This window comes from Mesorhizobium sp. WSM4846 (genome assembly GCF_055811415.1).
In genome coordinates this window covers 38,863-64,480 of the sequence record NZ_JBVVPZ010000018.1, presented here as the reverse complement: position 1 = coordinate 64,480, position 25,618 = coordinate 38,863, and the positions used below count along the sequence as shown (strand labels likewise).

The 25,618-nt window shown below is 62.9% G+C and carries 24 protein-coding genes and 1 pseudogene; 9 read left to right on the top strand and 16 right to left on the bottom strand.

Annotated features, from left to right (window positions below):
- Positions 1 to 3: 3 nt before the first annotated feature.
- The 5 genes from AC0L15_RS16940 to speB (AC0L15_RS16920) form a co-directional block, all read right to left on the bottom strand.
- Complete coding sequence (locus tag AC0L15_RS16940) at positions 4 to 369, bottom strand: hypothetical protein (RefSeq protein ID WP_287246970.1); 366 nt, start codon at positions 367 to 369, stop codon at positions 4 to 6.
- A gap of 111 nt (positions 370 to 480) precedes the next feature.
- Positions 481 to 1,128, bottom strand: coding sequence for an amino acid ABC transporter permease (locus AC0L15_RS16935; RefSeq protein WP_473496620.1), 648 nt, complete (start codon positions 1,126 to 1,128; stop codon positions 481 to 483).
- Complete coding sequence (locus AC0L15_RS16930; RefSeq protein ID WP_023801531.1) at positions 1,125 to 1,793, bottom strand: amino acid ABC transporter permease; 669 nt, start codon at positions 1,791 to 1,793, stop codon at positions 1,125 to 1,127. Before AC0L15_RS16930 ends, AC0L15_RS16935 begins: the two co-directional genes overlap by 4 nt.
- A gap of 21 nt (positions 1,794 to 1,814) precedes the next feature.
- Positions 1,815 to 2,612: a transporter substrate-binding domain-containing protein gene (locus tag AC0L15_RS16925; RefSeq protein WP_027152164.1), complete on the bottom strand. Its 798-nt coding sequence runs from the start codon at positions 2,610 to 2,612 to the stop codon at positions 1,815 to 1,817.
- 88 nt (positions 2,613 to 2,700) lie between these two features.
- Complete coding sequence (gene speB / locus AC0L15_RS16920; RefSeq protein WP_287246858.1) at positions 2,701 to 3,762, bottom strand: agmatinase; 1,062 nt, start codon at positions 3,760 to 3,762, stop codon at positions 2,701 to 2,703.
- Between the two features lie 228 nt (positions 3,763 to 3,990).
- On the opposite strand from speB (AC0L15_RS16920), the gene gcvA (AC0L15_RS16915) reads away from it, so the two are divergent.
- Positions 3,991 to 4,965 carry a transcriptional regulator GcvA gene (gene gcvA, locus AC0L15_RS16915; protein WP_091596313.1) on the top strand — a complete coding sequence of 325 codons (975 nt, stop codon included), beginning with the start codon at positions 3,991 to 3,993 and terminating at the stop codon, positions 4,963 to 4,965.
- A gap of 192 nt (positions 4,966 to 5,157) precedes the next feature.
- The gene (gene pncB / locus AC0L15_RS16910; RefSeq protein ID WP_287246857.1) at positions 5,158 to 6,462 is read left to right on the top strand and encodes a nicotinate phosphoribosyltransferase; all 1,305 of its coding nucleotides are present in this window, start codon (positions 5,158 to 5,160) and stop codon (positions 6,460 to 6,462) included.
- A 246-nt stretch (positions 6,463 to 6,708) separates the two neighbouring features.
- Here pncB (AC0L15_RS16910) and pncB (AC0L15_RS16905) read toward each other — a convergent pair whose 3' ends face one another.
- Together pncB (AC0L15_RS16905) and gcvA (AC0L15_RS16900) are read right to left on the bottom strand one after the other, a co-directional pair.
- Positions 6,709 to 8,013, bottom strand: coding sequence for a nicotinate phosphoribosyltransferase (pncB, locus tag AC0L15_RS16905; protein WP_287246857.1), 1,305 nt, complete (start codon positions 8,011 to 8,013; stop codon positions 6,709 to 6,711).
- A gap of 192 nt (positions 8,014 to 8,205) precedes the next feature.
- Positions 8,206 to 9,180: a transcriptional regulator GcvA gene (gcvA, locus tag AC0L15_RS16900; protein ID WP_091596313.1), complete on the bottom strand. Its 975-nt coding sequence runs from the start codon at positions 9,178 to 9,180 to the stop codon at positions 8,206 to 8,208.
- 228 nt (positions 9,181 to 9,408) lie between these two features.
- Between gcvA (AC0L15_RS16900) and speB (AC0L15_RS16895) the strand changes: the two genes are divergently transcribed.
- The 5 genes from speB (AC0L15_RS16895) (at position 9,409) to AC0L15_RS16875 (ending at position 13,167) form a co-directional block, all read left to right on the top strand.
- Positions 9,409 to 10,470 (top strand): agmatinase, encoded by a 1,062-nt coding sequence (gene speB, locus AC0L15_RS16895; protein WP_287246858.1) that lies wholly within the window; start codon positions 9,409 to 9,411, stop codon positions 10,468 to 10,470.
- An 88-nt stretch (positions 10,471 to 10,558) separates the two neighbouring features.
- Complete coding sequence (locus AC0L15_RS16890; RefSeq protein WP_027152164.1) at positions 10,559 to 11,356, top strand: transporter substrate-binding domain-containing protein; 798 nt, start codon at positions 10,559 to 10,561, stop codon at positions 11,354 to 11,356.
- A gap of 21 nt (positions 11,357 to 11,377) precedes the next feature.
- A complete protein-coding gene (locus AC0L15_RS16885; protein WP_023801531.1) occupies positions 11,378 to 12,046 on the top strand; it encodes an amino acid ABC transporter permease in 669 nt (222 codons plus the stop codon).
- The gene (locus AC0L15_RS16880) at positions 12,043 to 12,690 is read left to right on the top strand and encodes an amino acid ABC transporter permease (protein WP_473496620.1); all 648 of its coding nucleotides are present in this window, start codon (positions 12,043 to 12,045) and stop codon (positions 12,688 to 12,690) included. Before AC0L15_RS16885 ends, AC0L15_RS16880 begins: the two co-directional genes overlap by 4 nt.
- A gap of 111 nt (positions 12,691 to 12,801) precedes the next feature.
- Entirely contained in the window at positions 12,802 to 13,167 is a 366-nt protein-coding gene (locus tag AC0L15_RS16875) for a hypothetical protein (protein ID WP_287246970.1), read from the top strand.
- A gap of 3 nt (positions 13,168 to 13,170) precedes the next feature.
- Here the strand turns inward: AC0L15_RS16875 and AC0L15_RS16870 are convergent, their stop codons facing one another.
- Entirely contained in the window at positions 13,171 to 14,691 is a 1,521-nt protein-coding gene (locus AC0L15_RS16870) for an MATE family efflux transporter (RefSeq protein WP_473496619.1), read from the bottom strand.
- 413 nt (positions 14,692 to 15,104) lie between these two features.
- Here AC0L15_RS16870 and AC0L15_RS16865 point away from each other — a divergent pair.
- Together AC0L15_RS16865 and AC0L15_RS16860 are read left to right on the top strand one after the other, a co-directional pair.
- Positions 15,105 to 15,860, top strand: a pseudogene (locus tag AC0L15_RS16865) (DUF1194 domain-containing protein).
- Between the two features lie 223 nt (positions 15,861 to 16,083).
- Positions 16,084 to 16,662 carry a histidine phosphatase family protein gene (locus tag AC0L15_RS16860; RefSeq protein ID WP_287246861.1) on the top strand — a complete coding sequence of 193 codons (579 nt, stop codon included), beginning with the start codon at positions 16,084 to 16,086 and terminating at the stop codon, positions 16,660 to 16,662.
- 19 nt (positions 16,663 to 16,681) lie between these two features.
- Here the strand turns inward: AC0L15_RS16860 and AC0L15_RS16855 are convergent, their stop codons facing one another.
- The 8 genes from AC0L15_RS16855 to AC0L15_RS16820 all read right to left on the bottom strand — a co-directional run bounded on the left by AC0L15_RS16855 (position 16,682) and on the right by AC0L15_RS16820 (position 25,497).
- A complete protein-coding gene (locus tag AC0L15_RS16855; RefSeq protein ID WP_287246862.1) occupies positions 16,682 to 18,268 on the bottom strand; it encodes an FGGY-family carbohydrate kinase in 1,587 nt (528 codons plus the stop codon).
- Complete coding sequence (locus AC0L15_RS16850) at positions 18,265 to 18,948, bottom strand: HAD-IA family hydrolase (protein ID WP_128184908.1); 684 nt, start codon at positions 18,946 to 18,948, stop codon at positions 18,265 to 18,267. The genes AC0L15_RS16855 and AC0L15_RS16850 overlap by 4 nt, the downstream gene beginning before the upstream one ends.
- Positions 18,949 to 18,988: 40 nt before the next feature.
- Positions 18,989 to 20,467: a mannitol dehydrogenase family protein gene (locus AC0L15_RS16845; RefSeq protein WP_473496618.1), complete on the bottom strand. Its 1,479-nt coding sequence runs from the start codon at positions 20,465 to 20,467 to the stop codon at positions 18,989 to 18,991.
- A 70-nt stretch (positions 20,468 to 20,537) separates the two neighbouring features.
- Entirely contained in the window at positions 20,538 to 21,308 is a 771-nt protein-coding gene (locus tag AC0L15_RS16840) for an L-iditol 2-dehydrogenase (RefSeq protein WP_287246864.1), read from the bottom strand.
- Entirely contained in the window at positions 21,305 to 22,309 is a 1,005-nt protein-coding gene (locus AC0L15_RS16835; RefSeq protein WP_287246865.1) for an ABC transporter ATP-binding protein, read from the bottom strand. The genes AC0L15_RS16840 and AC0L15_RS16835 overlap by 4 nt, the downstream gene beginning before the upstream one ends.
- A 50-nt stretch (positions 22,310 to 22,359) precedes the next feature.
- Complete coding sequence (locus AC0L15_RS16830) at positions 22,360 to 23,184, bottom strand: carbohydrate ABC transporter permease (protein ID WP_287246866.1); 825 nt, start codon at positions 23,182 to 23,184, stop codon at positions 22,360 to 22,362.
- A 10-nt stretch (positions 23,185 to 23,194) separates the two neighbouring features.
- Entirely contained in the window at positions 23,195 to 24,067 is an 873-nt protein-coding gene (locus tag AC0L15_RS16825; protein ID WP_091596287.1) for a carbohydrate ABC transporter permease, read from the bottom strand.
- A gap of 119 nt (positions 24,068 to 24,186) precedes the next feature.
- Positions 24,187 to 25,497: an ABC transporter substrate-binding protein gene (locus tag AC0L15_RS16820; protein WP_023801519.1), complete on the bottom strand. Its 1,311-nt coding sequence runs from the start codon at positions 25,495 to 25,497 to the stop codon at positions 24,187 to 24,189.
- Positions 25,498 to 25,618 lie beyond the last annotated feature (121 nt).

The following is a 25,618-nucleotide window of genomic DNA, read 5'->3' as shown; positions in this document are numbered from 1 at the left end:
CGTCTATGGATATTTCGTCTGATTTGCACGCGCGGCCTGTGGGCTTAAGTCACTGTGCAACTCCTTTGGCAGTGGAAGGCTTGAGCACCGCAAGTGCACCGCGCGGGCGAACAATTTTCGTTGCTTCTGCTGGTGCTCCTTGATGGCTGCTGCGAGCCCTAATCCGTACGGGCCAAGAAAGACGCCGGTTCCCCAGCCCGGCTGCTTTTTTTCGCGAGCGTCGTAGTCCGAAGCCTCCATGCGGGCTTGCTGGCATTCCGGCGACGCCCATTTCCGGTCTTGCTTCGAAAGCGACGCTCCATAGTCGACCGGAGAGGTCGCGCACCCGGCTACTGTCGCGGCCAACGCGACGAACATTGCAATTCTCATCCCCAAGCCCTTGATAAGCATTGTGAGAGTACACAGAACTCTTCTTCCAACAAGGAGATAGCTCCGAAGAAGCGAAGAAGGTGTCCGAACGCCAAGCGCAGAGGCGGCTTGCTAGTTTGAAGTCGCCCGTCGTTCAAGCGAACGTGCATATTGCGTCAGCGGGAAGCACACGACGAAGAAGATCAAGGCGACCAGCCCATAGACGGTGAACGGCTCGAAGGTCGCATTGTTGATGGCGTTGGATGTCCTGACCAGTTCCTCGAAACCGATGATCGAGGTCAGCGCGGTCGACTTGATCAGCTGCACCAGGAAACCGACGGTCGGGGCGCGGGTGATCGAAAACGCCTGCGGCAGGATGATCAGCCTGAGTTCCTGCAGATAGTGAAGGCCGAGGCTGGCGCCGGCGTCCCACTGGCCGCGCGGCAGCGCATCGACGCCGCCGCGCCAGATCTCGGCGAGATAGGCGCTGGCGAAGAAGGTCAGGCCAAGCGCTGCAGCGGTCCACGGCTCGATGCGCAAGCCCAGCATCGGCAGGCCGAAGAACATCAGGAAGAGCTGCATGAGCAGCGGCGTGCCCTGGAAAAGCGCAATGTAGCCCGAGGCCAGCCGCCGCGCCCATTTATTTTTGGCGATCCGGAAGAACAGCACGACCATGCCGACCACGCCGCCGCCGACGAAGGCCGCCAGTGACAGAAGCACCGTCCAGCGCGCGGCGAGCAGAAGGTTGCGGACAATATCCCAGAAGGTAAATTCGATCATGACACGCCGGCTCCCAGAGCCCGGCGGCCGCCGCTGACCAGCAGCCGGCGCAGCCCCATCGACAGGACGAGATAGACCATCGTCACCACGAAATAGGTCTCGAAAGCACGGAAGGTGCGCGCCTGCAGCATGTCGGCCTCGTAGGTCAGTTCGCGCACCGCGATCTGCGACACCACGGCGGACTCCAGCATCATGATGATGATCTGGCTGGTCAGCGCCGGAAAGATCACCTTGAGCGCTTGCGGCAGCACGATCTTGACGAAGACCTGACGCAGCCTGAGCCCAAGCGCAAGGGCTGCTTCCGTCTGCCCGCGCGGCACCGCGTCGAGCCCGGCGCCGACGATCTCGATCGTGTAGGCCGCCATGTTGAGCGTCATTGCCAGCATGGCGGCCAGCAGCGGATCGAGCCTCACGCCGATGCTGGGCAACCCGAAGAAGATGAAGAACAGCTGCACAAGGAACGGCGTGTTCCTGATAATTTCGACATAGACGCCGATTGCCCGCTTGAGCAGCAAGGGGCCGTTTCGTCGCCCTGCTGCGCCGAGGATGCTGAGGAACGTTCCCGCGAGCGTGGTCACGGCGATCAAAAGGATCGTCATGGCCGCCCCGCGCGCGATCGCACCTGTCGCATCGGCAAGCCAGCCGAAGTCGAGGCTGTAGCCCATGATAGGTCCTTACCCCGGAGATCAATCCTTGAGGTTGTCGGGATTGAGCGGTGTTTTGAGCCAGGCTTTCGAGCTTTCGTCCAGCTTGCCGTCGGCCAGCATCTTGGCGACCGCGTCGTTGACCGCCTGCTTCAGGCGGTCCTCGTTCTTGTTGAGGCCGATATGCGAGGGCGAGGTGAGAAGCTGGAACTTCTGCTCCGGCTTCAGTGCCTCCTGGCGGGCGAGCACCTGGGCGCCGACATCGTTGCCGACGACCATCAGTTGGGTCTGACCCGAGATGAAGGCCTGGATGACGGAATTATAGTTGTCGAAACGGCGGATGTCGGCCGAGGCGGGTGCTGCCTCGGTCAGTGACGTATCTTCCAGCGTGCCGCGGTTGACGGCGATCGACTTGTCGGCGAGATCGTCCTTGCCTTCGACCTTGAGCGCGGCCGGGCCGATGACGGCGATATAATAGGGCGCGTAGGCGGCGGCGAAATCGATCACCTGCTCGCGCTCCTTGGAGTAGCCGACGCTCATCAGGATATCGACGCGCTTGTCGGTAAGATACGGGATGCGGTTCTGCCCGGTCACGCTGACCAAATTGAGCTTGACCTTGAGCTGGTCGGCGATGAACTGCGCCACGTCGATGTCATAGCCCTTGATGCTCATATCGGCACTGGCCGAGGAGAAGGGCGGAAAGTCGGAGAAAATGCCGACATTGATCGCGCCGGCCTTAGTGATGTCGTCGAGCGCGTCGGCATTGGCGGCCTGGGTGGCAAGACCGAGGCCGGCGAGCATCAGCACGGCGGCGATGGATGATTTCATGTGAAGTGCCATTGTCGTTCCCCTGCTGGAAGCTTGTTTTGTTTGAATGCGGCCGCCGGCTCCAGCGCGGCGCTCGCCTTGGAAGTTCTTGCCTGATGCGTCAGGCTCGCTTGCCTGAGAGCGCCGGGCTGAACACCATCAGGCTGAGGATCTCGAACAGCACCTGCGCGCCGGCATGGGCGGTGTTGGTGGTCGCGTCATACTGCGGCGCCACCTCGACGACGTCGCCGCCGACGATGTTGAGGCCCTTCAGGCCGCGCAAGAGTTCAAGCACTTCCCGCGTCGTCAGCCCGCCGACTTCCGGCGTGCCGGTGCCGGGCGCGAAGGCCGGGTCGATGCTGTCGATGTCGAAGGATACATAGGTCGGGCCGTCGCCAACGATCTGGCGCGCCTTCGCGATGATGGCTGGGATGCCGAGGCCGGTAACCTCTTCGGCATGCACGACGGTCATCCCGGATTCGTAGGTGAACTCCCACAGATATTCGGCCGAGCCGCGGATGCCGATCTGGATGGTGCGCGACGGGTCCAGCACCCCGTCCAGCACCGCGTTGCGGAACGGCCCGCCATGGTGGAACTTGGTCATGTCGAACAGGCCGCTGGTGTCGCAATGGGCGTCGATGTGGACCATGCCGACCGGCGCCTTTTTGCCGACAGCCCTCAGGATCGGGTGGCTGATCGAGTGATCGCCGCCGACCGAAAGCGGAATGACGCCGGCGTCGACGATCTGGTTCGTCCGGCGCTCGATGTCGTCATGGCTGGTCTCCAGCCGGTAGCGGCTCTGGAACGGCACGTCGCCGATGTCGGCCACCTTCAGTTCGTGTGTCGGCGCGCATTCCAGCACGTGGTTGTAGGGACCGATGCGCTCGATTGCGCGCAGTGCCCTTGGCCCGAAGCGGGCGCCCGGCCGGTTGGTCACGCCAAGGTCCATCGGCACGCCGATCATCGCCACCTGCAGATCGCCGAAATCAGGATTGTCGGCGGCTATTTCCCGGTAAGGCGCGCTGAGGAAGGTCGGGATGCCGGAATAGGGCGCCAGCCGCGTGCCGCTCTTGGAAAAAATCTTGTCGGCGACGCGGCGGAATTTTGGGTCGAACATCTCGCCGCCATGGCTTTCGCCGTATTTGCGGCGCAACGCCTCGAGCTTGCCGCGATCATAACCCATGTCGGTCCTCCATGGCTGGTGCAGAGCGGCCATCAATGACGGTCGCGCCGGCTGCCTGCGGATTTCACGTCTTGATGCTGTACGCGCCAAAGTGTCTTGCAGCTGCATTGAAAAATCAATTGATATTGTTAGGGTCTTTGCTGTGAGAAAATCTCACATTAATTTCGAGCACGATCTTATCCGAAAACGGGGTCCCACTTCTGGGGATCGTGCTCCTTTGAGGCTCCGATGGCCAAGCGTCTGCCTCCCCTGAATCCATTGCGGGCCTTCGAGGCGACGGCGCGCCATGCCTCGCTGACCAAGGCGGCGGCTGAGCTCAACGTCACCCACGGCGCCGTCAGCCATCAGATCAAGGCGCTCGAACAGTCGCTGGGCGTCAAGCTGTTCGAGCGCGCCGGTCAGCGGGTGAAGCTGACGCCGCACGGCGCCGAATTGCTGCCGGCGGTGTCGACCGCCTTCGACGGCATCGCCGCCGCCACGCAGCGCATGACAAGGCCGGCGAGCACCGGCGCCCTGTCGGTCTCCTGCGTGCCGGCACTGCTGCTGCTGTGGATGATCCCGCGGCTCGGCAGCTTCACCTCGCAGTATCCCGATATCAGGCTGACGCTGATCCCGTCGAATGATGCCAAGGACGTCCGCGCACCGCATATCGATATCTGCGTGCATTATGGCGATGGCAGCTGGACCGATTGCTGGATGCGCAAATGGTCGGGCCTCGAACTGTTCCCGGTGGTCAGCCCGACGCTGATCAACAACCGTCCGATCCGCACCGTGCGCGACCTTGCCGATCACGTCTTCCTGCACGGCGACGACGGCCGCGAATGGCACACCTGGCTGGCCGCCGCCGATGCGCTGGATCTGGAGCGCGGCCGCCGCCACCATCTCGGCGACGCGCGCATGGCGAGCGAGGCTGCGGTCCACGGCCATGGCGTGGCGCTGGGCGATACGGTGACGGCAAGCGGACTGCTTGCCAGGGGACTGCTGGTCGCGCCGTTCAGCCTGTCGGTGCCGGCGGTCGACGATTTCTACGTCGTCTGCCGCAACGAGATGAGGTCGGCACCGATCGTGCAGCTGTTCATCGACTGGCTGTTTGCCGAAAAGGAGCAGGCCGACGGCCGCGCCGATGCGCCGGTGGCGGGCCGCATCGGCATCCGCAGGAAGCGTCCGGCGCTGAGGGTGATCGGCGCCAAGACCGCGCCCTGAAGTTGCTGCAGCCGACGCAGCGCGCTTGCCGCAGCTTTTTCTTTTTGTCGGGCCAACCGGCAAAGCGGGAGGCGCATTCAAAAATACAATGCTAAGAGGCATTTGGAGCAATTCCCGGAATAGTGCGCAGCGGCTTTCCCGGGAAAAGCGCTAAACAAAGGCTAGGGCGAGCAGCGAAGGCGGCATCGAGACATGACCAAGACCGATATAGCGCGGCGCGTCTACAACCACACCTGGAAGCTCGACCCGATTGTCCGCAGCCTGCTCGACACCGATTTCTACAAGCTGCTGATGCTGCAGATGATCTGGGGCATGTATCCCAGGATCGACACCACCTTCTCGCTGATCAACCGCACCACCTCGGTTCGCCTTGCCGAGGAGATCGACGAAGCAGAACTGCGCGATCAGCTCGACCATGCCCGCACCTTGCGCTTCTCCAAGAAAGAGATGATCTGGCTTGGCGGCAACACCTTCTATGGCCGCAAGCAGATATTTGAACCGGAATTCCTCGCCTGGCTCGAGAATTTCCAGTTGCCGGAATACGAGCTTTTCAAGCGCGATGGCCAGTACGAGCTCACCTTCAGCGGTCCGTGGATGTACACGACGCTGTGGGAGATTCCGGCGCTGGCAATTATCAATGAACTTCGCTCTCGCGCCGCCATGCGGGCGTTCGGGCCCTTTGCGCTCGACGTGCTCTATGCTCGCGCCAAGGCTAAGATGTGGGCCAAGACCGAACGGCTGAAAGCGCTGCCGGATATCCGCATTTCGGATTTCGGTACCCGCCGCCGCCATTCCTTCCTGTGGCAGCGCTGGTGCGTCGAAGCGCTCAAGGAAGGCATCGGCGAGGCGTTCACCGGCACCTCCAACGTGCTTTTGGCCATGGACAACGACCTCGAGGCGCTCGGCACCAACGCGCATGAACTGCCGATGGTGTTCGCCGCGCTCGCCAATTCGGAAAAGGAAATGAAGCAGTCGCCCTACAAGGTGCTGCAGGACTGGCAGCGCTACTATGGCGGCAATCTGCTGATCGTGCTGCCGGACACCTTCGGCACCGCGGCGTTCCTGCGTGACGCGCCGGACTGGATCGCCGACTGGACCGGTTTTCGCCCCGACAGCGCGCCGCCGATCGAAGGCGGCGAGAAGATCCTTTCCTGGTGGCGCGGAAAGGGCAAGGACCCCAGACAGAAGCTGCTGATTTTCTCCGACGGGCTCGAGGTCGAGACCATCGAGGAAACCTACCGCCATTTCCACGGCAAGGTGCGCATGTCCTTCGGCTGGGGCACCAACCTGACCAATGATTTCGAGGGCTGCGCGCCGACCAAAACCAACCGGCTCGACGCCATCTCGCTGGTCTGCAAGGTCACCGAGGCCAATGGCCACCCGGCGGTCAAGCTCTCCGACAATCCCGCCAAGGCCACCGGCGACGAAAAAGAGATCGAGCGCTATTTGCGCATATTTGGCGAGAAAGACCGCGTGGAGCAGCTGGTCAAGGTGTGAGGGTGAGGGAACTCTTGGATAATTCGAGTTCCTTCGCGCCCCCCTCTGTCCTGCCCTCTTTGCCAAAACTTGACATCTCCCCCACTTGGGGGGAGATCGGCAGTTCGCTCGGTCGGCGCCTTCCATGCGACGTTGGAGATTGGCGAAGGTGTAGATGACGGCCAATCTCCCCCCTCGTGGGGGAGATGTCCGGCAGGACAGAGGGGGGCGCGAAGGAACTCGAATTATCCAAGAGTTCCCTCACCCTCACACCTTGACCAGCTGCTCCACGCGGTCTTTCTCGCCAAATATGCGCAAATAGCGCTCGATCTCTTTTTCGTCGCCGGTGGCCTTGGCGGGATTGTCGGAGAGCTTGACCGCCGGGTGGCCATTGGCCTCGGTGACCTTGCAGACCAGCGAGATGGCGTCGAGCCGGTTGGTTTTGGTCGGCGCGCAGCCCTCGAAATCATTGGTCAGGTTGGTGCCCCAGCCGAAGGACATGCGCACCTTGCCGTGGAAATGGCGGTAGGTTTCCTCGATGGTCTCGACCTCGAGCCCGTCGGAGAAAATCAGCAGCTTCTGTCTGGGGTCCTTGCCCTTTCCGCGCCACCAGGAAAGGATCTTCTCGCCGCCTTCGATCGGCGGCGCGCTGTCGGGGCGAAAACCGGTCCAGTCGGCGATCCAGTCCGGCGCGTCACGCAGGAACGCCGCGGTGCCGAAGGTGTCCGGCAGCACGATCAGCAGATTGCCGCCATAGTAGCGCTGCCAGTCCTGCAGCACCTTGTAGGGCGACTGCTTCATTTCCTTTTCCGAATTGGCGAGCGCGGCGAACACCATCGGCAGTTCATGCGCGTTGGTGCCGAGCGCCTCGAGGTCGTTGTCCATGGCCAAAAGCACGTTGGAGGTGCCGGTGAACGCCTCGCCGATGCCTTCCTTGAGCGCTTCGACGCACCAGCGCTGCCACAGGAAGGAATGGCGGCGGCGGGTACCGAAATCCGAAATGCGGATATCCGGCAGCGCTTTCAGCCGTTCGGTCTTGGCCCACATCTTAGCCTTGGCGCGAGCATAGAGCACGTCGAGCGCAAAGGGCCCGAACGCCCGCATGGCGGCGCGAGAGCGAAGTTCATTGATAATTGCCAGCGCCGGAATCTCCCACAGCGTCGTGTACATCCACGGACCGCTGAAGGTGAGCTCGTACTGGCCATCGCGCTTGAAAAGCTCGTATTCCGGCAACTGGAAATTCTCGAGCCAGGCGAGGAATTCCGGTTCAAATATCTGCTTGCGGCCATAGAAGGTGTTGCCGCCAAGCCAGATCATCTCTTTCTTGGAGAAGCGCAAGGTGCGGGCATGGTCGAGCTGATCGCGCAGTTCTGCTTCGTCGATCTCCTCGGCAAGGCGAACCGAGGTGGTGCGGTTGATCAGCGAGAAGGTGGTGTCGATCCTGGGATACATGCCCCAGATCATCTGCAGCATCAGCAGCTTGTAGAAATCGGTGTCGAGCAGGCTGCGGACAATCGGGTCGAGCTTCCAGGTGTGGTTGTAGACGCGCCGCGCTATATCGGTCTTGGTCATGTCTCGATGCCGCCTTCGCTGCTCGCCCTAGCCTTTGTTTAGCGCTTTTCCCGGGAAAGCCGCTGCGCACTATTCCGGGAATTGCTCCAAATGCCTCTTAGCATTGTATTTTTGAATGCGCCTCCCGCTTTGCCGGTTGGCCCGACAAAAAGAAAAAGCTGCGGCAAGCGCGCTGCGTCGGCTGCAGCAACTTCAGGGCGCGGTCTTGGCGCCGATCACCCTCAGCGCCGGACGCTTCCTGCGGATGCCGATGCGGCCCGCCACCGGCGCATCGGCGCGGCCGTCGGCCTGCTCCTTTTCGGCAAACAGCCAGTCGATGAACAGCTGCACGATCGGTGCCGACCTCATCTCGTTGCGGCAGACGACGTAGAAATCGTCGACCGCCGGCACCGACAGGCTGAACGGCGCGACCAGCAGTCCCCTGGCAAGCAGTCCGCTTGCCGTCACCGTATCGCCCAGCGCCACGCCATGGCCGTGGACCGCAGCCTCGCTCGCCATGCGCGCGTCGCCGAGATGGTGGCGGCGGCCGCGCTCCAGATCCAGCGCATCGGCGGCGGCCAGCCAGGTGTGCCATTCGCGGCCGTCGTCGCCGTGCAGGAAGACGTGATCGGCAAGGTCGCGCACGGTGCGGATCGGACGGTTGTTGATCAGCGTCGGGCTGACCACCGGGAACAGTTCGAGGCCCGACCATTTGCGCATCCAGCAATCGGTCCAGCTGCCATCGCCATAATGCACGCAGATATCGATATGCGGTGCGCGGACGTCCTTGGCATCATTCGACGGGATCAGCGTCAGCCTGATATCGGGATACTGCGAGGTGAAGCTGCCGAGCCGCGGGATCATCCACAGCAGCAGCAGTGCCGGCACGCAGGAGACCGACAGGGCGCCGGTGCTCGCCGGCCTTGTCATGCGCTGCGTGGCGGCGGCGATGCCGTCGAAGGCGGTCGACACCGCCGGCAGCAATTCGGCGCCGTGCGGCGTCAGCTTCACCCGCTGACCGGCGCGCTCGAACAGCTTGACGCCCAGCGACTGTTCGAGCGCCTTGATCTGATGGCTGACGGCGCCGTGGGTGACGTTGAGCTCAGCCGCCGCCTTGGTCAGCGAGGCATGGCGCGCCGTCGCCTCGAAGGCCCGCAATGGATTCAGGGGAGGCAGACGCTTGGCCATCGGAGCCTCAAAGGAGCACGATCCCCAGAAGTGGGACCCCGTTTTCGGATAAGATCGTGCTCGAAATTAATGTGAGATTTTCTCACAGCAAAGACCCTAACAATATCAATTGATTTTTCAATGCAGCTGCAAGACACTTTGGCGCGTACAGCATCAAGACGTGAAATCCGCAGGCAGCCGGCGCGACCGTCATTGATGGCCGCTCTGCACCAGCCATGGAGGACCGACATGGGTTATGATCGCGGCAAGCTCGAGGCGTTGCGCCGCAAATACGGCGAAAGCCATGGCGGCGAGATGTTCGACCCAAAATTCCGCCGCGTCGCCGACAAGATTTTTTCCAAGAGCGGCACGCGGCTGGCGCCCTATTCCGGCATCCCGACCTTCCTCAGCGCGCCTTACCGGGAAATAGCCGCCGACAATCCTGATTTCGGCGATCTGCAGGTGGCGATGATCGGCGTGCCGATGGACCTTGGCGTGACCAACCGGCCGGGCGCCCGCTTCGGGCCAAGGGCACTGCGCGCAATCGAGCGCATCGGTCCCTACAACCACGTGCTGGAATGCGCGCCGACACACGAACTGAAGGTGGCCGACATCGGCGACGTGCCGTTCCAGAGCCGCTACCGGCTGGAGACCAGCCATGACGACATCGAGCGCCGGACGAACCAGATCGTCGACGCCGGCGTCATTCCGCTTTCGGTCGGCGGCGATCACTCGATCAGCCACCCGATCCTGAGGGCTGTCGGCAAAAAGGCGCCGGTCGGCATGGTCCACATCGACGCCCATTGCGACACCAGCGGCCTGTTCGACATGACCAAGTTCCACCATGGCGGGCCGTTCCGCAACGCGGTGCTGGACGGGGTGCTGGACCCGTCGCGCACCATCCAGATCGGCATCCGCGGCTCGGCCGAATATCTGTGGGAGTTCACCTACGAATCCGGGATGACCGTCGTGCATGCCGAAGAGGTTACCGGCCTCGGCATCCCAGCCATCATCGCGAAGGCGCGCCAGATCGTTGGCGACGGCCCGACCTATGTATCCTTCGACATCGACAGCATCGACCCGGCCTTCGCGCCCGGCACCGGCACGCCGGAAGTCGGCGGGCTGACGACGCGGGAAGTGCTTGAACTCTTGCGCGGCCTGAAGGGCCTCAACATCGTCGGCGGCGACGTCGTCGAGGTGGCGCCGCAGTATGACGCGACCACCAACACCGCCCATGCCGGCGCGCAGGTGCTGTTCGAGATCCTCAGCCTGATGGTGTTCAGCCCGGCGCTCTCAGGCAAGCGAGCCTGACGCATCAGGCAAGAACTTCCAAGGCGAGCGCCGCGCTGGAGCCGGCGGCCGCATTCAAACAAAACAAGCTTCCAGCAGGGGAACGACAATGGCACTTCACATGAAATCATCCATCGCCGCCGTGCTGATGCTCGCCGGCCTCGGTCTTGCCACCCAGGCCGCCAATGCCGACGCGCTCGACGACATCACTAAGGCCGGCGCGATCAATGTCGGCATTTTCTCCGACTTTCCGCCCTTCTCCTCGGCCAGTGCCGATATGAGCATCAAGGGCTATGACATCGACGTGGCGCAGTTCATCGCCGACCAGCTCAAGGTCAAGCTCAATTTGGTCAGCGTGACCGGGCAGAACCGCATCCCGTATCTTACCGACAAGCGCGTCGATATCCTGATGAGCGTCGGCTACTCCAAGGAGCGCGAGCAGGTGATCGATTTCGCCGCCGCCTACGCGCCCTATTATATCGCCGTCATCGGCCCGGCCGCGCTCAAGGTCGAAGGCAAGGACGATCTCGCCGACAAGTCGATCGCCGTCAACCGCGGCACGCTGGAAGATACGTCACTGACCGAGGCAGCACCCGCCTCGGCCGACATCCGCCGTTTCGACAACTATAATTCCGTCATCCAGGCCTTCATCTCGGGTCAGACCCAACTGATGGTCGTCGGCAACGATGTCGGCGCCCAGGTGCTCGCCCGCCAGGAGGCACTGAAGCCGGAGCAGAAGTTCCAGCTTCTCACCTCGCCCTCGCATATCGGCCTCAACAAGAACGAGGACCGCCTGAAGCAGGCGGTCAACGACGCGGTCGCCAAGATGCTGGCCGACGGCAAGCTGGACGAAAGCTCGAAAGCCTGGCTCAAAACACCGCTCAATCCCGACAACCTCAAGGATTGATCTCCGGGGTAAGGACCTATCATGGGCTACAGCCTCGACTTCGGCTGGCTTGCCGATGCGACAGGTGCGATCGCGCGCGGGGCGGCCATGACGATCCTTTTGATCGCCGTGACCACGCTCGCGGGAACGTTCCTCAGCATCCTCGGCGCAGCAGGGCGACGAAACGGCCCCTTGCTGCTCAAGCGGGCAATCGGCGTCTATGTCGAAATTATCAGGAACACGCCGTTCCTTGTGCAGCTGTTCTTCATCTTCTTCGGGTTGCCCAGCATCGGCGTGAGGCTCGATCCGCTGCTGGCCGCCATGCTGGCAATGACGCTCAACATGGCGGCCTACACGATCGAGATCGTCGGCGCCGGGCTCGACGCGGTGCCGCGCGGGCAGACGGAAGCAGCCCTTGCGCTTGGGCTCAGGCTGCGTCAGGTCTTCGTCAAGATCGTGCTGCCGCAAGCGCTCAAGGTGATCTTTCCGGCGCTGACCAGCCAGATCATCATCATGATGCTGGAGTCCGCCGTGGTGTCGCAGATCGCGGTGCGCGAACTGACCTACGAGGCCGACATGCTGCAGGCGCGCACCTTCCGTGCTTTCGAGACCTATTTCGTGGTGACGATGGTCTATCTCGTCCTGTCGATGGGGCTGCGCCGGCTGCTGGTCAGCGGCGGCCGCCGGGCTCTGGGAGCCGGCGTGTCATGATCGAATTTACCTTCTGGGATATTGTCCGCAACCTTCTGCTCGCCGCGCGCTGGACGGTGCTTCTGTCACTGGCGGCCTTCGTCGGCGGCGGCGTGGTCGGCATGGTCGTGCTGTTCTTCCGGATCGCCAAAAATAAATGGGCGCGGCGGCTGGCCTCGGGCTACATTGCGCTTTTCCAGGGCACGCCGCTGCTCATGCAGCTCTTCCTGATGTTCTTCGGCCTGCCGATGCTGGGCTTGCGCATCGAGCCGTGGACCGCTGCAGCGCTTGGCCTGACCTTCTTCGCCAGCGCCTATCTCGCCGAGATCTGGCGCGGCGGCGTCGATGCGCTGCCGCGCGGCCAGTGGGACGCCGGCGCCAGCCTCGGCCTTCACTATCTGCAGGAACTCAGGCTGATCATCCTGCCGCAGGCGTTTTCGATCACCCGCGCCCCGACCGTCGGTTTCCTGGTGCAGCTGATCAAGTCGACCGCGCTGACCTCGATCATCGGTTTCGAGGAACTGGTCAGGACATCCAACGCCATCAACAATGCGACCTTCGAGCCGTTCACCGTCTATGGGCTGGTCGCCTTGATCTTCTTCGTCGTGTGCTTCCCGCTGACGCAATATGCACGTTCGCTTGAACGACGGGCGACTTCAAACTAGCAAGCCGCCTCTGCGCTTGGCGTTCGGACACCTTCTTCGCTTCTTCGGAGCTATCTCCTTGTTGGAAGAAGAGTTCTGTGTACTCTCACAATGCTTATCAAGGGCTTGGGGATGAGAATTGCAATGTTCGTCGCGTTGGCCGCGACAGTAGCCGGGTGCGCGACCTCTCCGGTCGACTATGGAGCGTCGCTTTCGAAGCAAGACCGGAAATGGGCGTCGCCGGAATGCCAGCAAGCCCGCATGGAGGCTTCGGACTACGACGCTCGCGAAAAAAAGCAGCCGGGCTGGGGAACCGGCGTCTTTCTTGGCCCGTACGGATTAGGGCTCGCAGCAGCCATCAAGGAGCACCAGCAGAAGCAACGAAAATTGTTCGCCCGCGCGGTGCACTTGCGGTGCTCAAGCCTTCCACTGCCAAAGGAGTTGCACAGTGACTTAAGCCCACAGGCCGCGCGTGCAAATCAGACGAAATATCCATAGACGTCACGACCCCGTCCTGCTCGTGACGAAGCCGCTTTCATCAATGCCCAAAGTAGAGCGGCGGGGGGGGCCGCGGGCCCCCCCCCCCCCCCCCCCCGGGGCGCCCCCCCCCCCCCCAAAACCCCCCCCCCCGCCGGGGGGGGGCGCCCCCCCCCCCCCCCCCAGCCAGCGCGCCAGGAGCAGCGCCGCCACCACCGCCAGCCCCAACGACAGGCCGATCCAGATGCCGACGCCGTCGAGCCCGGAATGGAAGGCGAGCAGGACGCCGAGCGGCAGGCCGATGCCCCAATAGCCGATCGCGGCATAGATCATCGGCACCTGGGTGTCGTGCAGGCCGCGCAGCATGCCGGCGGCCACGGCCTGGGCGCCATCGAAAATCTGGAACAGCGCGGCAAAGGCCAGGAACGACACGGCAAGCCCGATCACAGTGGCATTGGCCGGGTCGGCGAGATCGATGAAGGCGCTGATCAGCAATTGCGGCCACAGGATCATCACCAGCCCCATCAGCGCCATGAATGAGACGCCGATGACAAAAGCGGTCCAGCCGGCACGGGAAACCCCTTCCGGATTGCCGGCGCCATGGGCGAGCCCGACGCGCACCGTCGCCGCCTGGTTGAGGCCAAGCGGCACCATGAAGCTGATCGAAGCGATCTGGATGGCGATGGCATGCGCCGCGAGCGAGGCGGCGTCGATCAGCCCCATGAGGAGGGCCGCCGCGTTGAAGATCGTCACCTCGAAGGCAAGCAGGCCGGCGATCGGCAGGCCGAGCCGCAGCAGGCCCTTGAAGCGCGGCCAGTCGGCCCGCCAGAACCGCCCGAACAGTTGGTAGCGGCGAAACTTCGGCTCAAGCATCACCACCGCCGCCATGCCGGCGAACATCAGCACGCTGGACAGCGTGGTGGCGAGGCCGGAGCCGGCGATGCCCATCGAAGGGGCGCCGAGATTGCCGAACATGAACACCCAGTTGAAAAACACATTGCAGGCGACGGCAACGAAGACGATGACCAGCGCCCAACCAGGCCGCTCCAGCGCCGAGATGAACGAGCGCAGGACGATATAGCCATAGAACGGCAGCACCGCCCATTCGAGCCAGCGCAGGTAGATACCGGCCTGATGCGCCAGCGCCGGTTCCTGGCCCATGGCCAGCAACACGGCCTCGCCGTACCAGAGAAATATCCAGATCGGGATTGAGATGAGGATCGCCAGCCACAGGCCCTGCCGCACGGTGCGGCGCAGATCGCGCACGGAGTGGCGACGGCGGCCGAGTTCCGTGGCGATCATCGGCGAGGTCGCCAACATCAGGCCGAGCCCGAAGATCAGCGGCATGAAATAGAGGTTGGCGCCGAGCGCGCCGCTGGCCAGCGTGTCCGGACCCAGCCGCCCCATCATCATGACATCGGTGGCGGTCATCGCGGTCTGGCCGAGATTGGTGAGCACCATCGGCCAGGCGAGCGCCAGCGTCGCCTTGATTTCCCGACGCCAAAGATTTTCCGGCGCGCGCGCGCCGGCTTCGATCGCAGACATTATTTCGCCTATCCGATTGCGGCGCGTCGGCAAAAAGGGCCGGAAGCCGCGTCTCAGCGCGGAAAATGGCCGTGATCGGCCCGGATTCCGCATTATCCGCACGGCTTGTCCACGAAATGGGCAGGTATGGCAAGGGGGCTGGCTTAGGGGAAGCGTTGAGCCAGCGATCCGTACGGCGCTGTGCCCTGTCATTCAAATGGACGATGACGGTGCTTGCCTGGAGAAGCGAGAATGTCGGGTTCATCTAGAATCTCGCGGCTGGTGCATATCGCCCAAAAGCGTGCCCCTGGGCTTGACCCAAAGGTGTGCGGCGGTTTTGGACCAACAGCATGCACAAAAACAAAGACTTCAAGCGCGTCGCATGAATCGGTTCAAACGCGACGCGCCTTAAGCGGGGAACGAGGAAACGCCCCATGTCTCATGCAACGCTGCGGAGCCTCCGCAGCCTCGTTTCCGGCGTTTGCTTGCTTGCCGCCATTGTACCCTTCCCTGGCGCGAAGGCCTGGGCAAACGATGTCGACGCGGCGTTCGTCTTTGCGGTCGACAAGTCCGCCTCAATAAACATCGAACATGCGACTCTGCAGCGACAGGGGCATGTCGACGCACTCCGTTCGAAAGAGGTGGCGTACGCCATCGCCGGCGGCCTGGTCGGATGTATTGCCATCACTTACATCCAATAGTCGAGCGTTGGACGCCTCCAGACGGTGCTGCCGTGGACGACAATATGCGACAGTGGGCAAGCTGCAGCTGCGGCCTCAACCACCGACAGGGCGGGCGACACGGGTCAAGGGCGCAGCTCTCGCGGAAGAACGTCTCTTTCCTTCGCGATCGACGTAAGCGGCCAATTGCTCGACAGGTTTCCGGGAACTGCAAGAAAGAACATTATCGATGTCTCCTCGAATGGAACCAACAATGACGGGTTGCCGGTGACGGAAAGCCGCCGGCGAGCGGTTGCCAAGGGTTACATCATCAACGCAATCGCAGTGGAGCGAACCGAGCCCGGCGTTATCACCGACCTTCCCGGCTACTTCAGGGAGAATGTCATCGGCGGGGCAGGATCATTCGTCATCGCGCCCGCTTCGCCCGCCGACTATTCGGTCGCCATTCGCAGAAAGCTCGTTCTGGAGATCAGCAGCGCTGCGCCGAGCAATGATCGCACCACTCGGTAGCAGATCCCGCTGTCTCTTCTCTGGATATCCCTGGATCATCCGCCCCGCCGGCGCATTTCGGAAACTGGCGATGATCGTCGCCGATCCTCGTGAGATCCGGTCGCGCCGCTTGCAATACCGTCGGAAGCAGCGACTGTAGAAGTGTAGAAGTCGATGAGGTCTGCTCTTCAGGCGGTTTCTAGCCGGGCAGGCTGTATACCCAGTGTCTCGAAAGGGCATGCGGATGAGCGCGTTTCCCGAAATCCATCTGGTTCGGCATGGCGAGACGGAATGGAGCGCGTCGGGAAAGCACACCGGCCTGACCGACATACCGTTGACGCCAGCCGGCGAGGCGGCCGCCGGGCGGGTCGCTGAGCGGTTGCAGGGGCTTTCGTTCCAGGCAGTCTGGTCGAGCCCGTCGCAGCGCGCCTTCAAGACCTGCGCGCTTGCCGGCTTCGGTTCGGCCGGCATGAAGAAGGCCGATCTGGCGGAATGGGATTACGGCGCTTACGAGGGACTGACCACGAAGCAGATCCTCGTCGAGCGTCCCGGCTGGCGTCTGTTTCGCGACGGCTGCCCTGACGGCGAGGCGGCAGAGGATGTCAGCGCAAGGGCCGATCGGATCGTCAATGAATTGCGTGACGTCAACGGCAATGTCCTGGTGTTCTCAAGCTCGCATTTCCTGCGGGTGCTGACGGCGCGCTGGCTCGGCCTGCCGCCGCAAGATGGCGCGCTTTTCGTGCTGGATACCGCCAGCACAAGCGTGCTCGGTTATGAGCACGACCTTGGCGAGCCAATTATCCGGCGCTGGAACCAGAGGTAGCGGTACAAGCCATTCGAGCCTACCTGATCGCGTCCAGCGCCTGCCGCTGCCGGTGCATCTCCAAAAACACGCGGTAGTCGCGGTCGAACCGGCCGGCGGCCGCCGAATTGGGCTCTCGCGTCTTGCCGCCTTGCTGCATGGCGACGCAGGCGGCGTTCAAATCGGGGAAAAGCCCGGCGGCGGTGGCGGCGATCATGCCGGTGCCGAGCAGCACCGCCTCATCGGCCAGCGGCTCGACCACCGTGCAGCCGGTGGCGTCGGCATAAAGCTCCATCAGCAGCGGGTTCTTGGTGTGACCGCCGGTGACATGCAGCGTGTCGATCAGATAGCCGTTCTCGTTCAGGGCTTCCAGCACATGCCGCACGCCCAGCGCAATGCTGATGGCGGTGCGCCAATACAGCTTGCACAGGCTGTCGAAGGAGGTATCCAGCGTCAGACCGGTGATGACGCCGACGGCATGCGGGTCGGCGAGCGGCGAGCGGTTGCCATGGAAATCCGGCAGCACATGCAGCCTTCCGGCCAGATTTTCGCCCTCTATGGCGCGCAACTCGACAACGCGCCGGGCAATCCTGGCGTGCATGGCGGCGTCCGGCTCGCCGCCGGCGCCGTGCCAGCGGATGATGTGATCGAGCAGCGCGCCGGTGGCCGATTGGCCGCCTTCCGACAGCCAAAGCCGGGGAAGGGCCGCGCCATAATACGGGCCCCAGACCCCGGCAAAGGGTTGCGGGTCGGGCGACATCGCCATGACGCAGCTCGAAGTGCCGGCGATCAGCGCCAGATGCCGGCCGATGTTGGTTTCATCGCCGGCGAAGCCGCCGAGCACGCCGAGCGCGCCGGCATAGGCATCGATGACGCCGGCGCCGACCCGGCATTGTTCGCTCAGGCCAAGCTCGGCCGCGGCTTGCGCGCTCAGCCGGCCGATATCGGCGCCCACCGGGCTGGCCTTGTCAGGCAGATTGCCGTGCTCGAAAAGATCGCCGAGCCCGACGGCTTTGAAGAAGTCGTGCCGCCAGCCGGTCTCTTCATGCGCCAGATAGGTCCATTTGGCGGTCAGCGTGCATTGCGAGCGGGCAAGCGAACCGGTTGCCTTCCAACTGAGAAAGTCGGCGAGGTCGAATAGATAGCCGGCTTCGCTCCATGTTGCGGGCAGGTTGCGCTTCAGCCACATCAGCTTCGGCGTCTCCATTTCCGGCGACATGACGCCGCCGATATAGTCGAGCACGGCATGGCCGCTTTCGGTGCATTCATCGGCCTCGGCAATAGCGCGGTGATCGAGCCAGACGATAGTGTCCCAGCGCCTTTCGCCTGACACCGACACGCTGAGCTGGCCACCATCCTTGCCGCGCACCACCAGCGAGCAGGTGGCGTCGAAGGAGATGCCGACGATATCCTGCGCTGACACGCCGGCTTTTTCGCGGGCGGCGCGCACCGCAATGCAGACCGCCGACCAGATATCCTGCGAATCGTGCTCGGCGTGATCGGCCTTCGGCCGGTTCATGACGATCGGATGCTCGGCGCGGCCGAGCAAGGTGCCTCTGGTGTCGAGAATGCCCGCACGAGCGCTCCCGGTGCCGACATCGACCGCGCAAACGAAACTGTTCGTCAAGATGTTCTTACTCTCGCTCCCAGGCCTGCAATCAGATCGGGCAGTTGCAGCATGTCAGCGAATATAAAGTCCGGCTCACTCGACGCAAGCCGCGCTTTCAGTGCCGGGTTGCCGGCATGCGAGCCGCCGGTGAAGGCCAGGACGCGCATTCCCGCCGCCCGTGCCGCCGCGACGCCGACGGGGCTGTCCTCGACGACGACGCAATTTTGCGGGATCGCTCCCATTTTGGCGGCTGCGTGGAGAAAAAGGTCCGGCGCCGGCTTGCCCCGCGCCACCATGGCGGCGCTGAACAGATGCGGCTCGAGCAGCCCGAGCAGCCCGGTGACGTCGAGCGCATAGCGGATGCGATCCAGCGTGCCGGAGGAAGCAACGCAGCATGGCACGGTAAGCTTCGGAAGAACCTGGCCGATGCCGGGGATCGGCTTCAGCTCGTCGCGAAATTTGCGCATCAGCCCGACGCGCATCTCGCTCAGATGCAGGTCGGTGATATCAAGTCCGAAGTCGCGACCGAGGATTTCGCGAACGCTTTTCATGCTTTTGCCGAGGAAATGCTCATAGGCGGCATCCTCGCTGACACTGCCGCCGGCAAGCGTGATCATGCTAAGCAGCGCCGAAACGGACAGCCCCTCGCTGTCGACCAGCACGCCGTCGCAGTCGAAAATGACCAGGTCAGGCGTCATTGCAGGGCCCTCATCGGCGGGGACATGCATTGGGCCGATCTTAGAGGTTGCCGGCGAGGTAGCGCGTCAGCGTCGTACGTGCGCCATCGGCCCAGAGCGCCTCGAGCGCCTTGGCAAAGGCCTCGACGAACGGCATCGAGCGGCCGACCTCGCCATAGATGTCCTCCATGGCCAGCCAGGCGGCAGGCGCAGCCTTTGCCGCCCTGGCGGTCGTCTGCAGCCGGTCCCAACTTGGATCATTGGGCTCGATGACCGCGCCTGAATCCGTGGTGCCGAAGCAATAGCGGCACCAGAGCGCCGATTCCAGCGCCAGGCCGGCGACGCCCTTGCCGGCCTTCAGCCGGTCGGCGATGGTCGGGATGATGAATTTCGGCTGCCGGTTGGAGCCGTCGAGGCAAAGCCTGCGAATGGTGTCGCCAATCTTCGGATTGGAGAAGCGGTGCTCGATGAGCTGGTAATAATCCTCCAGCACGGTACCCGGCACCGGCGGCACCGTCGGGATGATCTCGTCGTGCTCCAGTTTTTCGAGAAAACCGCGCACCAGCGGCTCCTGCATCGCCTCGTCGACGAAATGGATGTCCATCAGCCCGGCCGGATAGGCGATGGTCGCATGGCCGCCATTGAGGATGCGGATCTTCATCAGCTCGTAGGGTGCGACATCGCTGACGAATTGCACGCCGACCTTTTCCAGCGGCGGGCGGCCGTCGGTGAAATGGTCCTCCAGCACCCATTGCCTGAACGGCTCGCAAAATACCGGCCAATTGTCGTCGAGCCCGAACTCGCTCGACAGAATGCCGCGCTCGCGGTCGGTAGTGGCCGGCGTGATGCGGTCGACCATGCCGTTGGGAAAGGCGACGTTCTCGCTCACCCAGGTCGCCAGTTTCTCGTCGATCAGCCGCGCGAGCCCGATGACGCCGTCGGCGGTGACATGGCCGTTGTGGGGGATGTTGTCGCAGGACATGATCGTGAAGGGCACGATGCCGTCGTCGCGGCGGCGCAACAGCCCGGCAAGAATGATGCCGAACACGGTCTTCGGCATTGCTCCCGGCTCAGCATCGGCGACGATGTCCGGATGGGTCGGGTTGAACACGCCGGACGCCGGATCGATGAAATAGCCGCCCTCGGTGATGGTCAGCGAAACGATCCTTATCGCCGGGTCGGCAAGCCGCTCTATGATCGCGACCGCGTCGCCCGGCATCAGGAAGTCGATCATAACACCGGTGACGCGGGCGCTCATGTGGCCAGAATCCTGCTCGACCACGGTGGTCAACCAGTCCTGTTCCTGCAACTTGCCGCGGCCGACCTTTTCGCCCTCAAAAACGCCGGCGCCGACAATTGCCCAGTCGTGGCCGACGCCCGCATTGAACAGGTCGTCGAGATAGACGGCTTGGTGCGAGCGATGGAAATTGCCGACGCCGAAATGCACGATGCCGGCGTTGAGCGCCGCGCGATCATATTTCGGGCCGGCGACCTCAGGCGGAAGCTTGGCGAGGATGGAAGAAGAGAGTTTCCCGGTCATCTGCTTTACCTTTTAGCGGGACGGCTCTTCCCCCCGTGGAGGAGACGGGGAGAAGAGCGCCTTCGCCCCCTCAACTCATCCACTGGCCGCCATCGACATTGTAGGTCTGGGCGACGATGTATTCGGCGTCGTCGCTGGCCAGGAACACCGCCATGCCGGTGAGGTCTTGCGCCGTGCCCATGCGGCCGTAAGGCACGGCTTCGCCGACCAGCCTCTTCTTCTCGCCCTTCGGCCGGTTTTCGTACTTGGCGAACAGGGCATCGACATGGTCCCAGTGCTCGCCGTCGACGACTCCGGGCGCGATGGCATTGACGTTGATGCGGTGCTTGATCAAATCGAGCCCGGCAGACTGGGTGAGCGAGATGACGGCGGCCTTGGTGGCGCAATAGACGGCGACCAGGGCCTCGCCGCGGCGTCCGGCCTGGCTCGCCATGTTGATGATCTTGCCGCCCTTGCCAGCCGCGATCATCGAGCGGCTTGCTGCCTGCAGCATGAACAGCGTGCCGGCGACATTGACGGAAAACAGCCTGTCGTAGCTCGCCTTGCTGATCTCGACGATCGGCGCCAGGTCGAACAGAGCGGCGTTGTTGATCAGAATGTCCAGTCCGCCAGCCCTTGTCTCGACCGCTTTCACCGCCGCCTCGATCGAAGCGAGGTCGGTGACGTCCAGTTTCACGGCGTAAGCATTGCCGCCGATCTCCGAAGCGGTCTTTTCCGCAGCTTCGAGATTGATGTCGCCGATGGCGACCGTGGCGCCCTCGCGGACATAGGCTTCGGCGAACGCCCGGCCGATGCCGCGCGCCGATCCGGTGATCAGCGCCGATTTACCCCTGAGCCTCATTGCAACATCGCCTTTCCGTCGGCGCCGAAGCGGTGCAGCTTGGTCTTGTCCGGCGTCAGATAGATCGTGTCGCCGTGATGGGCGGCCAGTTCGCCGTCTGCGCGCACCGTCAGCGGCCCGACACCGTCGGCCTGAACGTGCAGAAATGTGTCGGAGCCGAGATGCTCGGCGACGCCGACCGTGGCTTTCCATTCGCCTGAAGTCGTCGAGATGTTCATATGTTCGGGACGGATGCCGACGGTCTTGGCGCCATGTTTGGCCGCCGGCGCGCCTTCGATCAGGTTCATCCTGGGCGAACCGATGAAGCCGGCGACGAACAGGTTCTTCGGCGTCTTGTAGAGCTCCATCGGCGAGCCGACCTGCTCGATGTTGCCGGCATTGAGCACGACGATCTTGTCGGCCATGGTCATCGCCTCGACCTGGTCGTGGGTGACGTAGATCATCGTCGTCTTGAGCTGATGATGCAGCTCGCTGATCTCCAGCCGCATGGTGCCGCGCAGCGCCGCGTCGAGATTGGACAAAGGTTCGTCGAACAGGAAAGCCGATGGCTGGCGTACGATGGCGCGGCCGATGGCGACGCGCTGGCGCTGACCGCCGGAGAGCTGGCCGGGGCGGCGATCGAGATAGTTGGTGAGGTTCAGGATGCGCGCCGCGTCCTTCACCTTCCTGTCGATAGTCGCCTGGTCCTCGCCCGCCATCTTCAGCGGGAAGGCGATGTTCTTGGCCACCGTCATGTGCGGGTAGAGCGCATAGGACTGGAACACCATGGCCAGCTTGCGCTTGGCCGGCGCCTCGCCGGTGACGTCGCGGCCGTCGATGTTGATGGTACCGGCGGTGGTGTCCTCCAGCCCGGCGATCAGTCGCAGCAGCGTGGACTTGCCGCAGCCCGACGGGCCGACGAAGACGACGAACTCGCCGTTTTCGATGACCAGGTCGATGCCCGGAATGATGATCGTCGACCCGAACGACTTGGAGACGTGCTTGAGCGTGATGTTTCCCATGGTTTCCTCCCCGAGGGGTTATTGTCCGTCGTTCATCGCTCGCGGCGGTGTTACTTCACGGCGCCAAACGTCAGGCCGCGCACCAGCTGCTTCTGGCTGAACCAACCCATGATCAGGATCGGCGCGATCGCCAGTGTCGAGGCCGCCGACAGCTTGGCCCAGAACAGGCCTTGCGGGCTTGAGAAGGAACTGATGAAGGCGGTGAGAGGGGCGGCCTCGGTGGTGGTCAGCCGGATCGTCCAGAACGCCTCGTTCCATGCCAGGATGATGTTGAGCAGCATCGTCGAGGCGATGCCCGGCACCGCCATCGGCGTCAGCACATAGACGATCTCGTTCCAGAGCGATGCGCCGTCCATGCGCGCCGCTTCCAGGATCTCGCCGGGGATCTCGCGAAAATAGGTGTAGAGCATCCACACCACGATCGGCAGGTTGATCAACATCAGCATGATCATCAGGCCGATGCGGCTGTCGAGCAATCCGGTATCGCGGAAGATCAGGTAGATCGGGAACAGCACGGCGACCGCCGGCATCATCTTGGTGGAAAGCATCCACATCAGGATGTCCTTGGTCCACTTGCCCGGCGAGAACGCCATCGACCAGGCCGCCGGTATGGCGACGAGCAAGGCCAGGATGGTCGAGCCGACCGACAGGAACACCGAGTTGAGGAAGAACTTGAAGTAGCCGCTCTGCGCCTCGACCGCGGTGTAGCTTTCCGTGGTTCCCGACGGAAACAGGTTGAAGCCCTGGATGGCCTCCTGCTCCGACTTGAACGAGGTGATGATCGTATAGAGGATCGGGAAGAAGATCAGCAGGGCGACGATCCAGGCGGCCCCGGTCGCGATCGTCTTGTGCTGGGTGCTGACTGCACGTGCCATCGTTTCCTCCCTATTTGTCCAGGTTCTTGCCGACCGCGCGCATGGCGAAGAAGGCGACGATGTTGGCTAAAATGACGGCAATGATACCGCCGGCGGATGCCTGGCCGATTTTGAACTCCAGCAACGCCTTCTGGTAGACGAGGAAGGGCAGGTTGGTGGAGGCGTAACCCGGGCCGCCATTGGTAGTGACGAGGATCTCGGCATAGACCGACAGAAGGAAGATCGTCTGGATCAGGATGACGACGGTTATGGCGCGCGACATATGCGGCAGCGTCAGATAGATGAAGCGGCTGACAAAACCGGCGCCGTCCATCTCGGCGGCTTCCTTCTGCTCGCCGTCGAGCGACTGCAGGGAGGTCAACAGGATCAGCGTCGCAAACGGCAGCCATTGCCAGGCGACGATGATGATGATCGCCAGCATCGGGTATTGGCCAAACCAGTCGATCGGCTGCCCGCCGAAGAAACGCGCAATGTCGGCAAAGACGCCGTATTGCGGATGCATGATCATGTTCTTCCACACCAGCGCGGCGACCGGCGGCATGACGAAGAACGGCGAGATGACGAGGATGCGGACGATGCCCTGTCCCCACATCGGCTGATCGATCAGCAGCGCCAGCAGGATGCCGCCGATCACCGTGATCAAAAGCACGCTGGCCACGAGGATAAGCGTGTTGAGGATCGACTGCAGGAATGCCGGATTGGAATAAAAAAGCGCGTAGTTCGAGAAGCCGACGAAGCCGTCGCGGATCGGGTTGAGCGGATTGTACTGCTGGAAGGAGAACCACAGGGTGAATGCCAGCGGCACGATCATCCAGACGAACAGCAGCACCACGGATGGCGCCATCATGAAGCGGGCAAGCGAACGGGTCTGCTGAGTAGCCATGACGGTCACCCTTCAAGGTCAGCCAAATTTTTCAAGGTTTGAAGGTGGCCGCCCGAACTGGGATTCGGGCGGCCCCTGCCGGTTAAGATAGGCAACCGGCTTTCGGCACCGGGAGGAGCCTACTGGATATAACCGCCCTCGGTCATCGTTGCGGTGGCGGCGTCCTGGGCCTGCTTCAAGGCGTCGTCGACGCTGGTCTGGCCGGCGAGTGCCGCCGAGAACAGCTGGCCGACGGTGGTGCCAAGGCCCTGGAACTCGGGGATGGCGACGAACTGGACACCGACATAAGGCACCGGCTTGACGGTCGGATGCGTCGGATCGGCGGCGTTGATCGAGTCCAGCGTCATCTTGGCGAACGGCGCCGCCTTCTGGTATTCGGGGTTGGCGTAGAGCGAGGTGCGCGTTCCCGGCGGAACATTGGCCCAGCCTTCCTTCGCTGCGACGAGCTCGAGATAGGCCTTGCTGGTTGCCCAGGATACGAATTTTTGGGCGGCGTCAGCCTTTTGCGTGCCGGCGGGAATGGCCAGCGACCACGCCCACAGCCAATTGCCGCGCTTGCCCAGGCCATTGTCGGGCGCCAGCGCATAACCGACCTTGTCGGCGACCGTGGAGTTCTTCGGGTCGGAGACGAAGGAGGCAGCGACGGTGGCGTCGATCCACATGCCGCACTTGCCCTGCTGGAACAGCGCCAGGTTTTCGTTGAAGCCGTTCGAAGATGCGCCCTCTGGGCCATTGGCCTTCATCAGGTCGACATAGAACTGCAGCGTGTTCTTCCACTCGGGCTGGTCGAACTGCGGCTTCCAGTTCTCATCGAACCAGCGTGCGCCGAAGGAGTTCGACATGGCGGTCAGGAAGGCCATGTTCTCGCCCCAGCCGGCCTTGCCGCGCAGGCAGACGCCGTTCACGCCATTGGCGCGATCGGTCATCTTCTCGGCGGCCTGCTTGACGAAGTCCCAGGTCGGCGCGTCGGGCATGGTCAGCCCGGCCTTCTCCATCAGGTCCTTGCGGTACATGACGAACGAGCTTTCGCCATAGAACGGTGCTGCATAAAGCGTGCCATCGACCGAGAGGCCACCGGCAATGGCCGGGATGATGTCCTTGACGTCATAGTCGTCGCCGAGCTTGTCGAGCGGCAGCAGCCAGCTCTGCTTGGCCCAGATCGGAACTTCGTAAGTGCCGATGGTCATCACGTCGTACTGGCCGCCCTTGGTGGCGATGTCGGTGGTGACGCGCTCGCGCAGCACGTTCTCCTCGAGCGTGACCCACTGGAGCTGGATATCGGGGTTCTTGGCGGTGAAATCGTCGGTCAGCGTCTGCATGCGCACCATATCGCCATTGTTGACGGTGGCGATGGTGATGGATTCGGCATGCGCGGCGAACGCGAGGGTGCTGGCCGACAACAGACCCAGGGTGAGCGTGCGAAGTTTCATCAAAATTCCTCCCATGGACCAAGCTGAGCATTTGCTTTGGCTGTGAGCAATTACTCACCTCGCGTGATTTATGTCAAGCCGGATTCGTTGCTGCAGTGCAGCACGCAGCCTCGTGCGGGAT